The following is a 16,501-nucleotide window of genomic DNA, read 5'->3' on the forward strand; positions in this document are numbered from 1 at the left end:
TACGCTGACGGCATGACTCCCACGAGCCCCGAGGACCGCGCTCTCCGACCCCAAGGCCGGAGCGGCGCGGACCGCGGGGCTCGTGTCATGGGCGCGGTCGTGGGGTCCGCGGTGGGCGACGCCCTGGGCGCCCCCTTCGAGTTCGGGCTCCCCGGCGTCTACAGCGCCAGGTTCCCGGACGGGGTGGGCACGATGTGCGGGGGCGGCGGCTGGGATCCGGGCGAGGCGACGGACGACACACAGATGGCCGTCCTCGTCGGGGAGTCGCTGCTGGAACGGGGTGGCCTGGACCTCCCCGACATGTTCGGCCGGTTCCGCCGGTGGGCGGCGGCAGAGCCGAAGGACATCGGCCTGCAGACCGAGGACGTCCTCACGGGCGGCGATGCCTGGGACGTCGCCGCCGCACTCCATTTCCAGGTCAACACCCGGGCCGCGGGGAACGGTTCGCTGATGCGTGCCACCACCTCGGCGGTGTACTTCGCCCGGGCGGGACGTGCGGCCACCATGGACGCCGCCCGCCGCATCGCGGCACTGACGCACGGCGACCGGGCCGCGTGGGAAGGCACCGCCGTCTTCCACGAACTCGTGCGTGTGGCACTGGAGGGTGGCGACCCGCTCGCGGCGGTGGACGGCACACTGGCAGCTGTCGACGCCGGCCACCGCGCCCGCTGGGCCGCCGTCCTGGCCCCCGACTGGCATCCGGACGACGCCACCGAGTTCAACGGCGCGGTCTGGCCCTGCCTCGGTACGGCGCTCTGGGCGCTGCGCACCACCGACGGCTTCGAGGGTGCGCTGGGAGCGGCGGTCGACGTGGGCGGGGACACCGACACGGTGGCGGCGGTCACGGGCGGCCTGGCCGGAGCTGTGTACGGCATCGACGCCGTCCCGGAGCGCTGGGCACACCCCTTGCACGTACCGCTGCCGGGATTCGGAGCCCGTGTGCTGCGGACGGCGGACCTGGAAGTCCTGGCCTCCCGCCTCGACGGAACCACAGGAATCAGCCACCAGGAAAACTACACATAAGGGGCATATAAGAGCACACTGGGGAGAGAGCCGATGACCGCGTCCCTCCGACTGCGGTCGCTCCGGAAAGTGCGAAGGAGACCATCCTCATGAGCAACCTCTCTCACACCGGAAGGGACACTTCCGGCCACACCGGCAGAGACGTTTCCGACCGCACCGGCAGAGACATCTCCGGACACCCCGACGCCGAGGAGATGCGGGCGCGTCACGACCGGGTGATGGGCGGCGGGCGCCGCACCACGGCCGGTGCGGACGCACCGGTGTTCCTGCTCGGCCTGTACTGCGCCGTCTCGCCGTGGGTGCTTCACTTCACCGCGAGCCAGCCCTCCCTGGTGACGCACAACCTCGTCATCGGCATCGCGATAGCCGTGCTGGCACTCTGCTTCACCGCCATGCCCGAGCGGATGACCGGGATGAGCATCGCCATCGTCGCGCTGGGCGCCTGGCTCATCGTTTCGACGTGGATCGTCGGCCAGAGCCCCGACATGGGCGTCGTCCTCAACAACGTGATCGTCGGTGGTCTGGCGATTGTGCTGGGGGCAGCCTGCGCGGGACTCTCGATGAAGAACAAGAAGAAGACCTGACGGGAGAACACGCAGAAGTGGCCGCGGACGCGTACGTCCGCGGCCACTTCCGTGCTCACACCTCCGGCCGCCGGAGCCGATCACCCCACGGAGCTGTACGCCACCACACCCCGCAGCACCGCGTCGACCGCCTTGTGGGCGTTCTTCGGGACCGAACTCCCGTCCCGGGGCGCGGCGGCGGCGATCTGGCCGAGGACATCGATGACCTGCTTGCACCACCGCACGAAGTCCCCCGCGGGCATCTCCGCCTCGCGGAGCACCTCGTCCAGCGTCCGCCCGGAGGCCCACATGTAGACGGCCCAGGCGAAGCCGAGGTCGGGCTCCCGCTGACCGACCCCTTCCGTCTGGCTGATCTTGAAGTCCTCCTCCAGGGCGTCGAGCCGGCCCCAGATACGGACCATCTCGCCCATCGCGGTCTTCGCCGGACCGGAAGGCAGCTTCGGTGCGACGGCGTCGTCCGCCTGGCGCGCCTCGTAGACGAGCGCCGAGACGCAGGCGGCCAGCTCGGCGGGGTTGAGCCCTTCCCAGACACCGTCCCGCAGGCACTCGCTGGCCAGCAGGTCGAGCTCGCCGTAGAGCCGCGCCAGACGTCGGCCGTTGTCGGTGACCTCGTTGCCCCGCAGGTAGTCGAGCTCCGTCAGGAGCGCGACGATACGGTCGAAGGTCCGGGCGATGGTGTTCGTCCGGCCCTCGATCCGCTGCTCCAGCTGCCGGGTGTCGCGCCGCAGCCGGTGGTAGCGCTCCGCCCAGCGGGCGTGGTCCTCACGCTCGTCGCACCCGTGGCAGGGATGGGCGCGCAGCTCCGTGCGGAGCCGGGCGATCTCCCGGTCGTCGGCCGCGGCGGCCCGCTGCTTCCGGTGCCGTCCCGGATCGATGTGCCCCGCCTTGCTCCGCAGCGCGGACGCGAGATCGCGACGCGACTGAGGAGAGCGCGGGTTGAACGACTTGGGCACCCTCATGCGCTCCAGGGCCTCGACCGGCACCGGGAAGTCGATGTGGGCCAGGCGCTTGACCTGCCGCTCCGCCGTGAGCACCAGTGGGCGCGGTCCGTCGTGGTACTCCAGCCCGCGATGGCCGTTGGTCCGTCCCGCGGGCAGTCCAGGGTCGAGGACCAGGGCGAGCCCGGCGAACTTACCGGTGGGGACGTGGATGACGTCACCGGGCTTCAGCTTCTCCAGGGACGAGGCGGCGGCCGCCCGCCGCTGGGCGGCGCCCTGCTTGGCCAGGTCCGTCTCGCGGTCCTTGAGGTCGCGGCGCAGCCCCGCGTACTCCTCGAAGTTCCCGAGGTGGCAGGTCATGCCCTCCTTGTAGCCCTCGAGTCCCTCCTCGTTGCGCTGGACCTGCCGGGAGATCCCGACGACGGACCGGTCGGCCTGGAACTGCGCGAAGGAGGTCTCCAGCAGCTCGCGCGAGCGGTGCCGCCCGAACTGCTGCACGAGGTTGACGGCCATGTTGTACGAGGGCCGGAAGCTGGAACGCAGCGGATACGTACGCGTGCCGGCGAGCCCGGCGAGCGCCCCGGGGTCCATGCCCCGCTGCCACAGGACGACGGCGTGGCCCTCGACGTCGATCCCGCGCCGCCCGGCCCGCCCGGTGAGCTGGGTGTACTCGCCCGGTGTGATGTCGGCGTGCTGCTCGCCGTTCCACTTGACGAGCTTCTCGAGCACCACGGAACGCGCCGGCATGTTGATGCCGAGCGCCAGCGTCTCGGTCGCGAACACGGCCTTGACCAGACCGCGGACGAACAGCTCCTCCACGACCTCCTTGAAGGTCGGCAGCATCCCGGCGTGGTGGGCGGCGATGCCCCGCTCCAGCCCTTCGAGCCACTCGTAGTACCCGAGGACGTGCAGGTCCTCACCGGGGATGGACGCGGTCCGCTCCTCGACGATCTCCCGCACCAGCCGGCGCTTGTCCTCGTCGTTCAGCCGCAGTCCGGCCTGAAGGCACTGCTGCACGGCCGCCTGGCAGCCGGCCCGGCTGAAGATGAAGGTGATGGCGGGCAGGAGTCCCTCGGCGTCGAGCCGGTCGATGACCTCGGGCCGGGACGGAGTCCAGATCCGGCTCCGCTGACGGCGCTCGCGCTCCCGGTCCGCCTCGCGCACCATCTTGCCGCGCCGGCGCTCGCGCGGGTTGTACCCACGCTGGTTCTCCATCCGGGCGAGGCGCACGAGATCGGGACTGACCTCACGCCGGCCGGTTCCCCGGCCGCCGTGGTCCGTCTCCTCCTCGAAGAGGTCGTACATCCGGCGTCCGGCCATGACGTGCTGCCACAGCGGCACGGGCCGGTGCTCGGAGACGATCACCTGCGTGTCCCCGCGCACCGTGTCCAGCCAGTCACCGAACTCCTCGGCGTTGGACACGGTCGCCGAAAGCGAGACCAGGGTCACCGACTCCGGCAGGTGGATGATCACTTCCTCCCAGACGGCGCCCCGGAAGCGGTCGGAGAGGTAGTGCACCTCGTCCATGACCACGTAGCCGAGGCCGGTGAGCGCCTGGGAGCCCGCGTACAGCATGTTGCGCAGGACCTCGGTCGTCATGACGACCACCGGCGCGTCCGCGTTCACGCTGTTGTCGCCGGTCAGCAGACCGACCTTGTCCGCGCCGTAGCGCCGTACGAGATCCGCGAACTTCTGGTTCGACAGTGCCTTGATGGGCGTGGTGTAGAAGCACTTCCTGCCCTGCAGCAGGGCCATGTGCACGGCGAACTCGCCGACGATCGTCTTGCCCGACCCCGTGGGGGCCGCGACCAGCACCCCCTTGCCGGCCTCGACGGCCTGGCAGGCCTCGATCTGGAACGGGTCCAGTCCGAACTCGTACATCTCGCGGAAGGGCCCGAGAGCCGTGGCCTGCTCGGCCGCACGGACCCGGGACGCCTGGTATCGCTCAGCTGGTGAGAGGTCCTCTGTCATCTTGATACGAGCCTACCCGCCCCGTATGACAGTCAGCCCGATCTTTATTTCTCACGGTGCCAGGACTCTGACCGCACCGGGTACGCAGGTCGCGGTGAGCGGCAGCGCGCCCAGCGGCTCGCCGTCCGCGTAGGCGGTGACACCGGCGGCCGCCAGATCTATCGAGGAGACCCGGTGCACGGTGACCTTCGGATGCCCGAGGTGGGTCCCCCGGTACACCTTCGGGAAGACCTTGAGCAGGGTGGTCCGGCTGCAGTCGCCGACCACGGTCACGTCGAAGAGCCCGTCGTCCATGACGGCGTCGGCGCAGATCCGCATGCCACCGCCGTAGGAGGTCCCGTTTCCCACCGCGATCAGGGTCGCCTCGATCTCGGTGACGGGGCCGCCGTCCAGCCGGACGCGGTAGGGGGTCGGCCGGAAGGCTGCCAGCTCGGCGAGGATCGCCAGGTCGTACTTGAAGCGCCCCCCGGCCCAGCGCATCCGGTTCCCACGGTCGTTGACCCGCGAGTCGAAACCCGAGGCCAGCACCGAGCCGAACCAGCGCTCCCCCACCCGGCCGAGATCGATCGCGCGCGCCGTCCCGGCCTTGAGCAGCCCGGCGGCCAGCCGTCCGGCGGCGGCCGGGTCACGGACCGGCAGGCCGAGCGCGCGGGCGAAGTCGTTGCCGGTGCCGACGGCCACGGCGCCGAGCGGTGTCTCGGTACCGGCCACGGCCTGCAGGGCGAGGGACATCATGCCGTCCCCGCCCACGGCTATCAGCGCGCCGGTGCCGCCCGCCACGGCCTCGCGGGCTCGCCGCAGGGCGTCGTCGGCGTCCTCGCCGAGCACGGTGCGTACGGAGAATCCCGCGTCCCGCAAAGCCGAAGCGGCCGGCTGCGCGGCACGCGCGCCCCGGCCGCTTCCCGCGGTGGGATTGACGAAGAGGGTGATCTCGCTGGTCACCCGCGGGACCTTACAAGGTCAGGTGATGAAATCGTACGGCAAGCCGCCTGCCTGTGGATCCGGACACGTCTACCACTGTCCGCCATTAAGAGTTCACATTTCGATCACGCTAGCGACCATTCACAGTTGCGTCACCACGATCGGTGCCAGCATGCGTCCGGTCGGATAGAAACCCGAAGCAGAGGATCTTGAAATGACTGGACGGACTTCACGACTCGCCGCCTCCATAGTGTCGACAGGGCTCCTCGCGGCGGCAACTGTCGCCCTCACCCCCACCTCGGCGGCTGCCGCAGCGGCTAGCAATTGCAGCGCCAAACAGCACAAACAGTTCGACACTGTCGGTGAGAACCTGGACCTCTACATCACACTGTGCGTCAGCCGCACATCCTCCAACTACTACCAGGCAACCGTGCATGTGGCCTGGGAAGACGGCGGCAATGGTTCTGCTGCTGGCATGGAGGATCTTGACGTGAATTTGCGACTGGAGCGTAACGACTCCGCATACAAGACAGCATCGAGCAGCTACAAAAATCCCGCGAATACCTACGATTCGGGCAGTGGCTACGGACATGTGACGTCAACGTATTACAGCACCAGCACAGGCGGTTGGACCGCCGACGGTAGCGTGAATTGGGATATCAACAACGACGGAGCGGGTGGCGGCACCTGGCAGCTGACAGGCTCAGGTCAGATCTAGCTGGATGGGTTGGGGTGCTGACAGGGGCTGTGAGCACCCCAACCCATATCCGGATCCATCCAGGCACATCAATGTCAGGTGATGTCGTCGTAACCGTTGAGCCGCTTCGACCGGCCGCCGTCCGCGTCTCCGCCTGACTGCTCGGGCAGGGCGGGCCGGGAGGACACCGGTTCCACGGCGCCGACCGCCTGGGGGGTGAGGTCCAGGTCCGAGGCCTCGTCGTCGTCGAGCTCGGCGTCGGGGTTGTTGCGGCGCCTGCGCTTGTCGTTGAGGAGGGAGAACCCTGTGGCGACGAAGTAGAGAAGCGCCAGCGGGCCCGCTAGCAGGAGCATGGAGAGCGGTTCACCGCCGGGGGTCGCGATGGCGGCGAAGCCCGTGAGACCGACGATCATCCCCCGCCACCAGCCGAGCATGCGCTTCCCGGAAACCACACCCGTCATGTTGAGCGCGATGAGGAGCAGCGGAAGTTCGAAGGCGAGGCCGAAGACGATCAGCATCCGGGTGAGCAGATCGAGGTAGCTGTCGAGGGCGATCTGGTTCTGGACGTTCTCAGGGCTGAAGCCGAGCATGATCTCGGCTGTCTGCGGGAGAATCGCGTAGGCCAGGTACGCGCCTGCCAGGAACAGGGGCACCCCGACGACGACGAAGCCGTAGGCGTATCGCTTCTCCGTCCTGTGGAGCCCGGGCGCCACGAAGGCCCAGAGCTGGAAGAGCCAGATCGGGGTGGCGATCAGGACACCCGACATCAGGCCGACCTTGAGCGCGTTGGTGAACGGGCCCATCAGGGTGTCGGTCTTGAGGACAGCGCACGGCTTGCCGTTGACGGCCTTGACCACGCCGTCCGCGCAGCCGACCGAGCTGAGCAGCGGGTGCAGGAGGAAATCGTAGATTTCCTTCTGGTAGAAGGCGGCAACGATGGTCACCACGCCGATCGCCAGGACCGACTTCAGGAGCCTGTTGCGCAGCTCACGCAGGTGATCGAGGAGGGGCATGCGCCCCTCGTCGTCCTTCTCCTGCTTGCGGGCAGACTTGAGCAACCCACTTCCCTCGTCTCGTGCGGCAGCTTCCGGTGATACGGATCAGCTGTCAGCTCTGGGTGGTGGGCTTGGCCTCGCTGACCGGGCGGGAGCTGGTCACATCACCCGGGGCGGCCTGGATCGTCTTGGCGGGGGTCGCCGGAGGGGTGGTGTCCGCGACGGTCTCCGAGGTGGGCTCCGCGTTCTCCGCGCCGTCCTTCTTCATGGCCTTGGCCTCGCTCTTGAGGATGCGGGCCGACTTGCCGAGGGAACGCGCCATGTCGGGAAGCTTCTTGGCACCGAAGAGCAGCAGGATGACGGCGATGATCAGGATGATCTCGAGGGGCTTCAGATTGCCGAGCGGCATGTGCGCTTCCTTCTCACTGAGGCGACTGGAGGGTGGACTCGCTACCCGTTCGGCCGGACAGTTGTCCGACCGTAGCGCTGGCAGCGATCGTAACCCGCAGGGGTAAACGCGAGGCAATGCCCGTGCGTACTCCCGCTTGCGGCCCGCACCTCCCTGCCTGGGCCGTTCCAGCAGCGTACCCCCCGAACCGGTGAATCTGGAGGCCGCGCCCGGCTAGCGCAGGGCTTCTCCGGTATCGGCGAGCGTGGTGGCCGCTCGTTCGAGATCCTCCGCCGCTCGGTTGATCCGCTGCGTGGTCGCGGCCACCTGTCCCGCGAGCCTCCGCGCCTCGATGAAGACCCTGACGGCCAGCACGCCGAGCACGGCCAGACCTGCGAATCCCAGAGCGATGGCGAGCATGGGCCAGAACATGGACGGATCCTCGATGTCTCTCGTCACCGCAGGGCGGTGTGCAGGCGCAGCGTCCGCACCCCGCCGCCGCTGAGGAGCTCCACTATGCGCTCCCCGGCCGGCTTGCGGACCGCGGTGCCGCACGCGGGGCAGGTGAAGGAGTAGAAGGTGGTACGCCGGCTGGCTCCTATCGCCAGCCGCAGCGCCCCGGCCCCGAGCTCGAACCGCTCACGGCAGTCCGGACAGGCGGCCCGGAAGCGCACGGTGTCGGGCACGGGGACCGGAGCCGGTCCGGTCTGCGTGCTCGATATCGCGGTCATATGGCCTCTGTCTCCTCGGTGCACCGGTGGCCGCCTCTCAGAGTGCGCCGTCGTAGGCGGCCAGTGCCTCACGCGCCGCCGTCCTGGCACTCTCCGCCAGCTCAGGGGGCGAGGTGATGCGTCCCTCGCCGCCCAGCCGCAGGGCGAGCCTGCGCAGGGAGGCCGGGTCGGGCGTGCGGAGCGTGATGCGAAGGCCGCCGTCGGGCAGCTCCTCGGCACTGTCGTGCGGGTAGTACTCGGCGACCCACCGGCCGCCGGGACCGACCTCGATCACGACCTCCGGGTCCTCGGCCGCCGGCTGGACCAGCCCTTCGGAGAGGTCGCGGAGCTCCAGCTCCGGCGGGGCGGACGGGGCGTCGAGGAGCTTGATCTCGGCGACCCGGTCGAGCCGGAAGGTCCGCCGCGCCTCGGTGAGCCGGCACCAGCCCTCCATGTAGGTGTGGCCGACGGCGAACAGCCGGATCGGGTCCACCTCGCGCTCGGTCAGCTCGTCGCGGGCGGGCGAGTAGTAACGCAGCCAGAGCCGGCGCCGCTCGGAGATCGCCCGGTCGACGTCGGCGAAGACACCGCCCTCGGACTCGAACGTGACCGAGAGCCTTGAGCTGGCGGCCCCCACCTCGCCGGCCGCCGTCTCCAGCTTCGCGGTCGCCCGCACCAGCGCCTGCCGGTCGCTCTCGCGCAGACCGGGGAGCGTGGCGACGGCGCGGGCCGCGACGAGCAGGGCGGTCGCCTCGTCGGCGGCGAGGCGCAGCGGCTCGGCGACGTCGTCCGGGTTGTGCCACCAGATCCGGTCGCCGTCGGTGTCGATGTCCAGCAGGTCACCGCCACGGAAGCTGGTCCCGCACATGGGCAGCACGTCGAGGTCGGAGATCAGCTCGTCCTCGGTGATCCCGAAGGCCCGGGCCACGTCCTGGACGTGCGCGCCGGGGCGCTCACGCAGGTACGTGACGAGGGAGAGCATCCGCCGGGTCTGGTCGATCGCGTTGGTGGCCACGAGTACGGGTCCCCTCAGTCCTTGGCCACGGCGCGCAGCCGGTCCATCACGTCGGCCCGCAGGTCGGCGGGCTCCCTCACGACCACGTCGGGACCGAACTCCACGAGCCAGGCGTCCAGTCCGTGTCCGTAGGGGATCTCCAACTCGTCCCAGCCGTCACCGAGGTCCCGTACCGATATCGCGCGGGAGCGCAGCGGGTAGCCGGAGCCGGCCCGCAGCCTGATGAGGGCGGTCCTGGTGGCGGTCTCCCCCGCCCAGCTCTCCACGGTCTCGCGGACGGTGACGGCGTCGGGCACCGGAGCTGAGAACACTCCCGCGCGGGAGCGGACCCGGCCCGAGATCCGGGACAGCCGGAAGACGCGCTCCGCCCCCCGGTCGCGGTCCCAGCCGGCCAGGTACCAGTGGCCGCGCCAGCACTCCAGCGTCCAGGGCTCGACCTGGCGCTGCTCGGGACGGGCGGCGTTGCCCTTGCGGTAGTCGAAGGTGACCGGGCGGCGGTCACGGCAGGCGAGCATCAGCGGCTCGAAGGCCGCCTCGTGGACCGGAATGCGGGGTTCGAGGGCGCTGTGCACCTCGTAGGCGTCCTCGGCCTCCGGCATTCCGGCGGCCCGGAGCTTCTGCAGGGCGCCGCTGGCGGCCCCGGCGAGCCGGGCCTGCTGCCAGACCTTGGCGGCGAGCCCGAGGGCCGCGGCCTCCTCGGCGTCCAGGGTGATGGGGGGCAGCCGGTTGCTGTCGCGGCGCGCGAGGTATCCGGTGTCGCCGTCCAGGTTCTCCACGGTCTCGATGACCAGGCCCAGTTCGCGCAGATCGTCCTTGTCGCGCTCGAACATCCGGTTGAAGGACTCGTCGGAGCCCGCCTCCAGGTAGGCCTCGATGGAGCCGCGGAGCTCACGCTTGCTGAGCGGGCGCCGGGTACCCAGCAGACACAGCGCCAGGTTCATCAGCCGTTCGGCCTTGGCAATCGCCATCGACGCCCTTTCTCGACGTGCTCTCCGACCGTCGACCGTACCGCCCCGGGGTGTCCGGACCAAAGTGAGGGCCCGCGCCTTGCGGCACGGGCCCTCACTGCGGTAGACGGACGGATCAGACGCCGACGAGGTCGCAGACGAAGATCAGCGTCTCACCCGGGGCGATGGCTCCGCCGCCCGCGCCGCGGTCGCCGTAGGCGAGGTGCGCGGGGATGGTCAGCTGGCGGCGGCCGCCGACCTTCATGCCCTGGACACCCTTGTCCCAGCCCGCGATGACCTGGCCGGCACCGAGCTGGAACTGCAGCGGCGTGCCGCGGTTCCAGGAGGCGTCGAACTCCTCGCCGGTGGAGAAGGCCACACCGACGTAGTGCACGGAGACGGTCTGACCCGCCTGGGCCACGGGCCCGTCGCCCTCCCAGATTTCCTTGATCTCCAGGTCGGCCGGCGGCTCGCCACCCGGGAAGTCGATCTCGGGCTTCTCGATGCTCACTGAACTGCTCCTCTTGACTGTGAACTGGTCAACCGGGACAGTCTTACATCTTTGCCAGGAGGTCCACCGCGAAGACGAGCGTCGACTTGGCGGGGACGGTCTGCTGCGCCTTGTCGCCGAAGCCCTGGTCCGGCGGGATGACGAGCAGGACGCGGCTGCCGACCTTCTTGCCGACCAGTCCTGACTTGAGACCCTTGAGGGTGACCTGGGCGAGCGGGAAGGTCTGGGTCTTCCCCGTCTGGTAGGTGCTGTCGAAGGGCTTGCTGCCCTTCCAGAGCAGACCCACGTAGTTCACGACGACGCTGTCGGTCTCCTTGATGACCGCGCCGTCGGACTCCAGCACGTAGTTGGAGACCAGCTTCTTCGGCGGGTCGCTCTTGGGGATCTTCACGGAGGGCGCCTTGCCGTCCGTGTTCGTACCGACCTTCGGCAGGTCGATGTTGTCCTGGGCGACCGTCGATCCCTTGGCGGATGCCGGGATCTGCGTCGCCTTCACGACGTCGACGACGAAGACGAGGGTGGCGTTGGGCTTGATGTCGCCCTGGCCCTGCTCGCCGTAACCGAGCTCCGGCGGGATGACCAGCTGGACGCGGCTGCCGACCTTCTGGCCGACCAGCCCCTTGTCCCAGCCCTGGATGACCATGCCGGCCCCGAGCGTCAGGTCGAAGGGCTGCTTGCGGTCGAAGCTGTTGTCGAACGGCTTGGTGGAGTCCCATGCCTGCCCGAGGTAGTTGACCTGGATCGCGTCGCCGTTCTTGAGCTTCGCGCCGTCACCCTCGCTGATGACCTCGGTCTTCAGTTCCTTGGGGGGATCGCCCTCCCCCTTGGCCAGAGTGGGCTTCTCGCCGAATTTCGCGCCCGCGGTGATCGCGGGGTCGCCCTTGGACGAAGCGGAGTCGGAGGCCTTGTCATCGCCGCATGCCGCTGTGGACAGCAGCAGAAGGGGGACGACGAGAAGGCCGGCAAGTCGGCGCACTGGTTCCTCAGATCTCAGACGGCACGTGAATGGTCCCCCGACACTCTAGGCGGAACGAAGGGCCCCGTACGAGGAACGTACGGGGCCCGGTCGCATTCGGGGTGGGACGGTCCGTCCCGGATCACATGCCCGCGATCAGCTTCTCCACCCGCTCGTCGACGGAACGGAAGGGGTCCTTGCACAGCACGGTGCGCTGCGCCTGGTCGTTGAGCTTGAGGTGGACCCAGTCGACGGTGAAGTCCCGTCGCTGCTCCTGGGCGCGGCGGATGAAGTCGCCGCGCAGCCGCGCCCTGGTCGTCTGCGGGGGCACCGACTTGCCCTCGAAGATCTTCATGTCGTTGCAGATCCGGGCCGCCTGGCCCTTGCGCTCCAGGAGGTAGTAGAGCCCCCGCCGCCGGTGGATGTCGTGGTAGGCGAGGTCTATCTGAGCGACCCTCGGGTTCGACATGGTCATGTTGTGCTTCGCCCGGTACCGCTCGATGAGCTTGTACTTCATGACCCAGTCGATCTCGGTGCCGATCCGGTCGAGGTCCTCGGCCTCGATGGCGTCCAGCGTCCGTCCCCAGAGCTCGAGGACCTGGTCGACGGTGCCGGTGCGGATGCCGCGTCGCTCGACGAAGTCGACGGCCTTCTCGTAGTACTCGCGCTGGACCTCGATGGCCGATGCCTCACGGCCGCTGGCCAGGCGCACCTTCCGCTGTCCCGTGATGTCGTGGCTGACCTCGCGGATGGCCCGGATCGGGTTCTCCAGGGTCAGGTCCCGCATCACGGTGCCCGCCTCGATCATGCGCAGCACGAGGTCGGTGGCACCGACCTTGAGGAGCATGGTCGTCTCGGACATGTTGGAGTCACCCACGATGACGTGGAGACGGCGGTACCGCTCCGCGTCGGCGTGCGGTTCGTCCCGGGTGTTGATGATCGGCCGCGAGCGCGTCGTCGCGGAACTGACGCCCTCCCAGATGTGCTCGGCCCGCTGGCTCACGCAGTAGACGGCTCCGCGCGGCGTCTGCAGCACCTTGCCGGCACCGCAGATCAGCTGACGGGTGACGAGGAACGGAATGAGGATGTCCGCGAGCCGGGAGAATTCCCCGTGCCGGGCCACGAGGTAGTTCTCGTGACACCCGTAGGAGTTTCCTGCCGAGTCGGTGTTGTTCTTGAAGAGATAGACGTCGCCCGCGATTCCCTCCTCGTGCAGGCGGCGTTCGGCGTCGACGAGCAGGCCTTCGAGAATGCGCTCGCCGGCCTTGTCGTGCGTGACCAGTTCGGTCACGTTGTCGCATTCGGGTGTCGCGTATTCCGGATGCGATCCCACGTCGAGGTAGAGGCGGGCGCCGTTCCGCAGGAAGACATTGCTGCTGCGGCCCCATGACACAACACGGCGGAAGAGGTAGCGCGCCACTTCGTCAGGAGACAGTCGGCGCTGTCCCCTGAACGTGCACGTGACGCCGTACTCGTTCTCCAGCCCGAAAATGCGGCGGTCCATGACTGAACATTACGCCTTATGGCCTGAGCTGAAACCGGGTTCGACGGCACCGTTTCGATCATTTTCCGAACCGGCCACAACCGCGGGCGTACGCCCGGGAGCTGCGAGGACCCTTCCGGTGGCCAGCAGGACCAGGAGCGCCGCCACTCCACCGGCCCCGGCGACGGCGAAGCTCCAGGCCGTCCCGCCCTGCTCGACCGCCGGTCCCGCCACCGCCGTTCCGGCCGCCGCGCCCACCCCGAAGGTCGTCACGAGCCAGGAGAAGGCCTCGGTCACCGTGCCCTGCGGCGCGTGCCGGTCGACGACGATGAAGGAGCAGGCGATCGCCGGGGCCAGGAAGACCCCGGCGAGGGCCGCCAGCGCGGTCATGGCGGGCACACCGGGCGTCAGCATCAGCGGCAGGTAGCCCAGCGCCAGCAGGGCGACGATGACCCGCAGCCTGCGCTCGGGCGCCCCCGCCCACTGCCGCGCCCCGTACACGGCTCCCCCGATCAGCGCACCGAGGCCGAGGGCGGCCATCAGCCAGCCGTACACCGACTCCCGGCCGTGGTCGTCGGCGTACGCGACACCGGCCACCGTGATCGAGCCGAGAGCGAGCCCGACGAAGAAGAAGGCGCCCAGCAGGGCGAGCAGTCCGGGGGAGCGCAGGGCTCCGAGCCAGTGTGCCTCCCGGGGCGCCGAGCGCCAGGCCCTGGAGGGCTCGGACAGGACGACGGACAGCGCTCCGAGCACCCCGAGGACGTTGATGACCAGGAGCGCGGCGGCGGGTGACCAGAGGGACACCAGGACGGTCACCAGGAGCGGCCCCACGGTGAACATGACCTCCTGGGCCACCGCGTCCATGGCGTACGCCCGGTGTACCCGGTCCTCACGGCCGAGGACCACCGGCCACAGGGCTCGCAGACCGCCCTCGAGCGGGGGTGTGAACACTCCGGCCACGACGACCGCGGCGTAGGCCGCGGGGAGCGAGCCGAGGCCCAGCAGGGCCAGCGCGGCCATGCCGAGGGCGGAGACGACCGCCGCGGGGAGCTGCACGCGCGGCTGGCCGTACAGGTCGACCGCCCGGCCCAGGAGGGGCTGCCCCACCGCCGTGGCGAGGCCGTACGCCGCCGCGAGGGCGCCGGCCAGGGTGTAGCTGCCGCCTTCGGCCCGGGTGAACAGGACGATCGCGATGTGGGCGGTGCCGTTGGGCAGCCGTCCCACCAGTGTTCCCGTCAGCAGCCTGGCGGCGTGCCGCGTCCTGAGGATGTCGAGATACCCCGCGGCCATGTCCGCCCCTCTCCCCCGACGGTGTCACAGCCCCGGGGTTTTACGTATAACGTCGGTGTTCATACGTACCATGTGGGCAGCCCGGGAGTCCATCCCGCCGCATTCGACCCGACCGGCACGGAGACACGAGTGAGCAGCGCGCGACAGCCCGCCCCGCCCCGGCCCACCAGCCGTGACGTGGCACGGGCCGCGGGCGTCTCGCAGGCCACGGTCTCCCTCGTGCTCGGGGCCAAATGGCGGGGCCGGGTGTCGGCGGCCACCGCCGAGCGGGTCCGGGAAAGTGCCAGCAGCCTCGGCTACCGGCCGAATCTCGCCGCCCGCAGCCTCCGTCTGGGCCGCACGCGCACGGCCCTCCTCGTCGTCCCCGCGCTCACCAACGAATTCTTCGCACGGGTGTACACCGGAGCCGCGGCCGTCGCCGCGGAGCACGACTTCGGCGTGGTCCTCTACCCGTCCCCCGACGGCACCGGCCCGGCCCGGGACCCCTTCGCCTCGGCCCGCGCGGCGCTCGACGGGGTGATCGCCTCGTCCATGGCGGCGGACGCCGTGGGCGCGCTGCGGGGCGCGGGGCTCCCGCTGGTGATGCTGGACAGCGACCCGGGGGACCGCGGCGCCGCGGCGCGCGTGAACCTCGACATCGCGGACGGGATGCGCCAGGTGACGGGCCATCTGCTGGACCTGGGCCACCGCCGGATCGTGCACCTCGCGTCCGCCGTGGACACCTGGACCTTCGCGGCGCGCGCCCGGGCACTGCGGGACGCCGTGGACGACGTCCCCGGAGCGGTCCTGCGGACCGTCAGCGCCCCGCTGGACGTACGGGCGGGGCGCGAGGCGGCCGAGGCCGTCCTGGCCTCACCCGGCCCCCTGCCCACGGCCATCGTCTGCGACGACGACATCCTGGCCGCCGGCGCCTGCAAGGCGGTGCGCAGACGAGGGCTGCGGGTACCCGACGACATCTCCGTGACCGGCTTCGACGATCTGGCGCTCGCCACGGCGGTGGAACCCGAACTCACCACCGTGCGCCTTCCGGCCGAACAGGTGGGCGAGCGGGGCATGACGGCTCTGCTCGACGTCCTGGAGGGCCGGGCGGCCGCGCACAGCGATCTCCCGGTCCAGCTGGTGGTGCGAGGCTCCACCGCTTCCCCGCCCACCACATGACCGTGTCCCCGGCCCCCGCACGCGGGGACCGGGGACACAGCCTTCGGACGCTATTCCTTGGTGGGCTCGCCCGTGGTCCCGGCGGGACCGTCCGTGCCCGTGGCCGGTGTGTCCGCACCGGCGGCCGGGGCGCCGCCGCCCTCGGGCTCCTCCGTGTCGGACGGGGCGTCCGTCGGGGTCGCCCCCGCGCCGTCCGCGTCCAGCAGCCTGGCCAGCTGCCGGCCGACGATCCGCTTGAACTTGCGCTGCTGCGGCCTCGTGCGGTCCAGGACCGCGACCTCGAGCCGCTCGGCGGGAATCTCCCGCTCGTTGCCGTTGGCCTCGCGGGACAGTGCCTGCACGGCCAGCTTCAGCGCCTCGGCGAGCGACATCCCGTCGCGGTGGCGCTGGTCGAGGAAACTGCTGATCTGCTCGGCGTTCCCGCCCACGGCGACCGATCCGTGCTCGTCCACGATCGATCCGTCGTGCGGCAGCCGGTAGATCTGGTCACCCTCGGGCCCGGCGCCGACCTCGGCGACGACCAGCTCCACCTCGTACGGCTTCTCGGCCGCGCTGGAGAAGATGGTGCCGAGCGTCTGCGCGTAGACGTTGGCCAGCCCACGGGCCGTCACGTCGTCGCGGTCGTAGGTGTATCCCCGCAGATCGGCGTAGCGGACACCGCCGATGCGGAGGTTCTCGTACTCGTTGTACTTGCCGGCGGCGGCGAAGCCGATCCGGTCGTAGATCTCGCTGAACTTGTGCAGCGCGCGGGACGGGTTCTCGCCGACGAACACAATGCCGTCGGCGAACTGCAGCACAACCAGGCTGCGACCACGGGCGATGCCCTTCCGGGCGTATTCCGCCCGGTCGGCCATGGCCTGCTGGGGTGAGACATAGAACGGCGTCGACACCGGCTATCCGTCCCTTTCTGTCAGT

General features: G+C 70.0%; 17 protein-coding genes. 4 read left to right on the forward strand and 13 right to left on the reverse strand.

Annotated features, from left to right (window positions below):
- The first annotated feature begins 87 nt into the window (after positions 1–87).
- Together ACIRJR_RS22640 and ACIRJR_RS22645 are read left to right on the forward strand one after the other, a co-directional pair.
- Positions 88–1,023 (forward strand): ADP-ribosylglycohydrolase family protein, encoded by a 936-nt coding sequence (locus ACIRJR_RS22640; protein WP_403783663.1) that lies wholly within the window; start codon positions 88–90, stop codon positions 1,021–1,023.
- 89 nt (positions 1,024–1,112) lie between these two features.
- Positions 1,113–1,607, forward strand: coding sequence for an SPW repeat protein (locus ACIRJR_RS22645; RefSeq protein ID WP_403783587.1), 495 nt, complete (start codon positions 1,113–1,115; stop codon positions 1,605–1,607).
- Positions 1,608–1,687: 80 nt separating this feature from the next.
- Here ACIRJR_RS22645 and ACIRJR_RS22650 read toward each other — a convergent pair whose 3' ends face one another.
- Both ACIRJR_RS22650 and ACIRJR_RS22655 read right to left on the reverse strand, forming a co-directional pair.
- Positions 1,688–4,516, reverse strand: a complete 2,829-nt coding sequence (locus tag ACIRJR_RS22650) for a DEAD/DEAH box helicase (RefSeq protein WP_403783589.1) — start codon at positions 4,514–4,516, stop codon at positions 1,688–1,690.
- A gap of 51 nt (positions 4,517–4,567) precedes the next feature.
- The gene (locus ACIRJR_RS22655; RefSeq protein WP_403783591.1) at positions 4,568–5,458 is read right to left on the reverse strand and encodes a diacylglycerol kinase; all 891 of its coding nucleotides are present in this window, start codon (positions 5,456–5,458) and stop codon (positions 4,568–4,570) included.
- A 193-nt stretch (positions 5,459–5,651) separates the two neighbouring features.
- On the opposite strand from ACIRJR_RS22655, the gene ACIRJR_RS22660 reads away from it, so the two are divergent.
- Entirely contained in the window at positions 5,652–6,155 is a 504-nt protein-coding gene (locus ACIRJR_RS22660; protein ID WP_403783593.1) for a hypothetical protein, read from the forward strand.
- A gap of 74 nt (positions 6,156–6,229) precedes the next feature.
- Here ACIRJR_RS22660 and tatC read toward each other — a convergent pair whose 3' ends face one another.
- The 10 genes from tatC to ACIRJR_RS22710 all read right to left on the reverse strand — a co-directional run bounded on the left by tatC (position 6,230) and on the right by ACIRJR_RS22710 (position 14,428).
- A complete protein-coding gene (gene tatC / locus ACIRJR_RS22665) occupies positions 6,230–7,192 on the reverse strand; it encodes a twin-arginine translocase subunit TatC (RefSeq protein ID WP_403783595.1) in 963 nt (320 codons plus the stop codon).
- A gap of 49 nt (positions 7,193–7,241) precedes the next feature.
- Positions 7,242–7,538: a Sec-independent protein translocase subunit TatA gene (gene tatA, locus ACIRJR_RS22670; RefSeq protein ID WP_403783597.1), complete on the reverse strand. Its 297-nt coding sequence runs from the start codon at positions 7,536–7,538 to the stop codon at positions 7,242–7,244.
- A gap of 213 nt (positions 7,539–7,751) precedes the next feature.
- Positions 7,752–7,949, reverse strand: a complete 198-nt coding sequence (locus ACIRJR_RS22675; RefSeq protein WP_403783599.1) for a hypothetical protein — start codon at positions 7,947–7,949, stop codon at positions 7,752–7,754.
- 23 nt (positions 7,950–7,972) lie between these two features.
- Positions 7,973–8,248, reverse strand: coding sequence for a hypothetical protein (locus ACIRJR_RS22680; protein WP_329226974.1), 276 nt, complete (start codon positions 8,246–8,248; stop codon positions 7,973–7,975).
- Between the two features lie 37 nt (positions 8,249–8,285).
- Entirely contained in the window at positions 8,286–9,242 is a 957-nt protein-coding gene (locus ACIRJR_RS22685) for a helix-turn-helix transcriptional regulator (protein ID WP_403783601.1), read from the reverse strand.
- Positions 9,243–9,256: 14 nt separating this feature from the next.
- Entirely contained in the window at positions 9,257–10,210 is a 954-nt protein-coding gene (locus ACIRJR_RS22690; RefSeq protein ID WP_403783603.1) for a helix-turn-helix transcriptional regulator, read from the reverse strand.
- 115 nt (positions 10,211–10,325) lie between these two features.
- Entirely contained in the window at positions 10,326–10,700 is a 375-nt protein-coding gene (locus ACIRJR_RS22695) for an FKBP-type peptidyl-prolyl cis-trans isomerase (protein ID WP_031099446.1), read from the reverse strand.
- A 43-nt stretch (positions 10,701–10,743) separates the two neighbouring features.
- Positions 10,744–11,676 carry an FKBP-type peptidyl-prolyl cis-trans isomerase gene (locus ACIRJR_RS22700; protein ID WP_403783605.1) on the reverse strand — a complete coding sequence of 311 codons (933 nt, stop codon included), beginning with the start codon at positions 11,674–11,676 and terminating at the stop codon, positions 10,744–10,746.
- A gap of 121 nt (positions 11,677–11,797) precedes the next feature.
- The gene (gene pafA, locus ACIRJR_RS22705; protein ID WP_401522529.1) at positions 11,798–13,159 is read right to left on the reverse strand and encodes a Pup--protein ligase; all 1,362 of its coding nucleotides are present in this window, start codon (positions 13,157–13,159) and stop codon (positions 11,798–11,800) included.
- A gap of 9 nt (positions 13,160–13,168) precedes the next feature.
- A complete protein-coding gene (locus ACIRJR_RS22710) occupies positions 13,169–14,428 on the reverse strand; it encodes an MFS transporter (RefSeq protein WP_403783608.1) in 1,260 nt (419 codons plus the stop codon).
- Positions 14,429–14,557: 129 nt separating this feature from the next.
- Here ACIRJR_RS22710 and ACIRJR_RS22715 point away from each other — a divergent pair, with 129 nt between their 5' ends.
- Positions 14,558–15,586 (forward strand): LacI family DNA-binding transcriptional regulator, encoded by a 1,029-nt coding sequence (locus ACIRJR_RS22715; protein ID WP_403783610.1) that lies wholly within the window; start codon positions 14,558–14,560, stop codon positions 15,584–15,586.
- A 50-nt stretch (positions 15,587–15,636) separates the two neighbouring features.
- Here the strand turns inward: ACIRJR_RS22715 and prcA are convergent, their stop codons facing one another.
- Entirely contained in the window at positions 15,637–16,476 is an 840-nt protein-coding gene (prcA, locus tag ACIRJR_RS22720) for a proteasome subunit alpha (RefSeq protein WP_403783612.1), read from the reverse strand.
- Positions 16,477–16,501: the final 25 nt, after the last annotated feature.

The organism is Streptomyces sp. NPDC102402 (assembly GCF_044765765.1).
GTDB lineage: Bacteria > Actinomycetota > Actinomycetes > Streptomycetales > Streptomycetaceae > Streptomyces.

Bases quoted from the DNA above. Each gene is read 5' to 3' on its own strand.
- ACIRJR_RS22640 (WP_403783663.1), top strand. From the start codon at position 88: ATGGGCGCGGTCGTGGGGTCCGCGGTGGGCGACGCCCTGGGCGCCCCC.
- ACIRJR_RS22645 (WP_403783587.1), top strand. From the start codon at position 1,113: ATGAGCAACCTCTCTCACACCGGAAGGGACACTTCCGGCCACACCGGC.
- ACIRJR_RS22650 (WP_403783589.1), bottom strand. From the start codon at position 4,516: ATGACAGAGGACCTCTCACCAGCTGAGCGATACCAGGCGTCCCGGGTC.
- ACIRJR_RS22660 (WP_403783593.1), top strand. From the start codon at position 5,652: ATGACTGGACGGACTTCACGACTCGCCGCCTCCATAGTGTCGACAGGG.
- tatA (WP_403783597.1), bottom strand. From the start codon at position 7,538: ATGCCGCTCGGCAATCTGAAGCCCCTCGAGATCATCCTGATCATCGCC.
- ACIRJR_RS22675 (WP_403783599.1), bottom strand. From the start codon at position 7,949: ATGTTCTGGCCCATGCTCGCCATCGCTCTGGGATTCGCAGGTCTGGCC.
- ACIRJR_RS22680 (WP_329226974.1), bottom strand. From the start codon at position 8,248: ATGACCGCGATATCGAGCACGCAGACCGGACCGGCTCCGGTCCCCGTG.
- ACIRJR_RS22690 (WP_403783603.1), bottom strand. From the start codon at position 10,210: ATGGCGATTGCCAAGGCCGAACGGCTGATGAACCTGGCGCTGTGTCTG.
- pafA (WP_401522529.1), bottom strand. From the start codon at position 13,159: ATGGACCGCCGCATTTTCGGGCTGGAGAACGAGTACGGCGTCACGTGC.
- ACIRJR_RS22710 (WP_403783608.1), bottom strand. From the start codon at position 14,428: ATGGCCGCGGGGTATCTCGACATCCTCAGGACGCGGCACGCCGCCAGG.